Below are 1,676 nucleotides of genomic sequence, written 5' to 3' on the forward strand. Positions count from 1 at the left end.
GCTAGCCTGAATTTTGCATAAAAAAGGGCAAGAATGCCGTAAGTGCTTGATAAAATGTGAGTATCTCGAAACACAGTTCATCAAAACGAACGCCACCTTGCCCGACATGAATTCTACTTCAGAACAGCTACGTTTTCCATCCATTCCAGGTCATACCATTCGTGCCAATTTTGACGGCGGTGGTTTGTCGTCCGACCTCGGGCCGTTGCTGCTTCGTGGTGTTGATCGTCAGATCGGCCTGACCGAGCGATTGACGCAAGCTTTGGCCGACACTCGGCACGCCAGTTACGTCACGCATTCGCACTGCGCGTTGCTGGCTCAACGCATCTACCAAATTGGCTGCGGCTACGAAGATGGCAATGACGCTAACAGCCTGCGCCACGATCCGATGTTCAAGCTTGGCGCCGGTCGTTTGCCGTTTGGTGCGGACACCGCGCTGGCGTCGGCATCGACAATATCGCGCTTTGAGCACGCCTCCAGCAGCAAAGATATTTATCGCCTCTGCAAAGCGCTTGTCGAACAATTCATCGCCGGCTTCGCCAGTCCACCGAGCAGTCTCATTCTCGATCTGGATCATTCGGAAGATGCGGCGCATGGGCAACAGCCGCTGGCGTTTTACAACCATCATTACCGTAGTACCTGTTACTTGCCTCTCATGATATTCGATGGTCAGTCGGGGGCGTTGGTGGCCGCTGTTCTACGTCCAGGGAAAAGCCCGACCGGCGCCGAAAATGCCATGATCATGCGCCGTGTTCTCACCTTGATTCGCAGGCACTTTCCGGAAACCCACATCCTGGTACGCGGCGATGGCCATTTCGGCAGGCCGGAATTGATGCAGATGATCGCAGCCATGCCCAACATCGACTTCATCTTCGGCCTTCCTGGCAACGTCAAACTGCAAGCGTTAGCAGAAAAAACAAAACAGCGCGCTTGCGACCTTTGGGCATCGCTGCAAACCCAGGACGTGGTGCCGGAGGCTGTGCGCCTGTATGATGAATTCCCCTATGCCGCAGGCTCGTGGCAGAAGTCATGGCGCGTGCTGCTCAAAGCCGAGGTGATGGCGCTGGGCGAGAATCCTCGCTTCGTCGTTACTTCCTTAAAAGGCCTCGACGCCGGCATGCTTTACGAGGACGTTTATTGCGCGCGTGGCCAAAGTGAAAACTTCATCAAGCATCTGAAGAACGACCTGGCATCGGACCGCACATCCTGTACCAGTTTCCTGGCCAATTTCATGCGCCTGCTATTGCACGCCGCCGCCTACATCCTGCATCAACAATTGCGCACACAGGCACTGCGGCACACCTTGCTATCGCAAGCACAGCCATCGACCGTCATCAACAAACTGTTCAAAATCGCGGTCCAGGTCCGCCAAACAAAACAGCGCATCGTCTTGCATTTGCCAAGCGCCTGCGCGGTTAAGAGCCTGCTCCACACCCTCGCCGAACGCCTGTTCATCTGCGTGCCGACGAACATCGTCAACTCCTCCTGACGTCGATTCGTCCGGTCAGTCGTGAACAGACCTCCCGCCCGCAAACCTCAACCATTCAACCCTGATCAAAGGCCGCTCATAGAGCATGGGTAGGGCGAGCTTAGCCTGACGCCGCGATGACCACGCGCAGCTAGCCACGTTGGAAAAATCCGGGGGCGAGAAGAAATTCATGCAACATTCAGGCTAG

Annotated in this window: 1 protein-coding gene; it reads left to right on the forward strand. The window is 55.5% G+C overall.

Going from position 1 to position 1,676, the window contains the following annotated elements; all coding sequences use genetic code 11:
* Positions 1-106: 106 nt before the first annotated feature.
* Entirely contained in the window at positions 107-1,489 is a 1,383-nt protein-coding gene (locus tag ACP7D4_RS27945) for an IS1380 family transposase (RefSeq protein WP_426107810.1), read from the forward strand.
* Positions 1,490-1,676: the final 187 nt, after the last annotated feature.

Origin of the sequence: Massilia sp. TWP1-3-3 (genome assembly GCF_049897805.1) — a bacterium.
Taxonomy (GTDB): domain Bacteria; phylum Pseudomonadota; class Gammaproteobacteria; order Burkholderiales; family Burkholderiaceae_D; genus Telluria_A.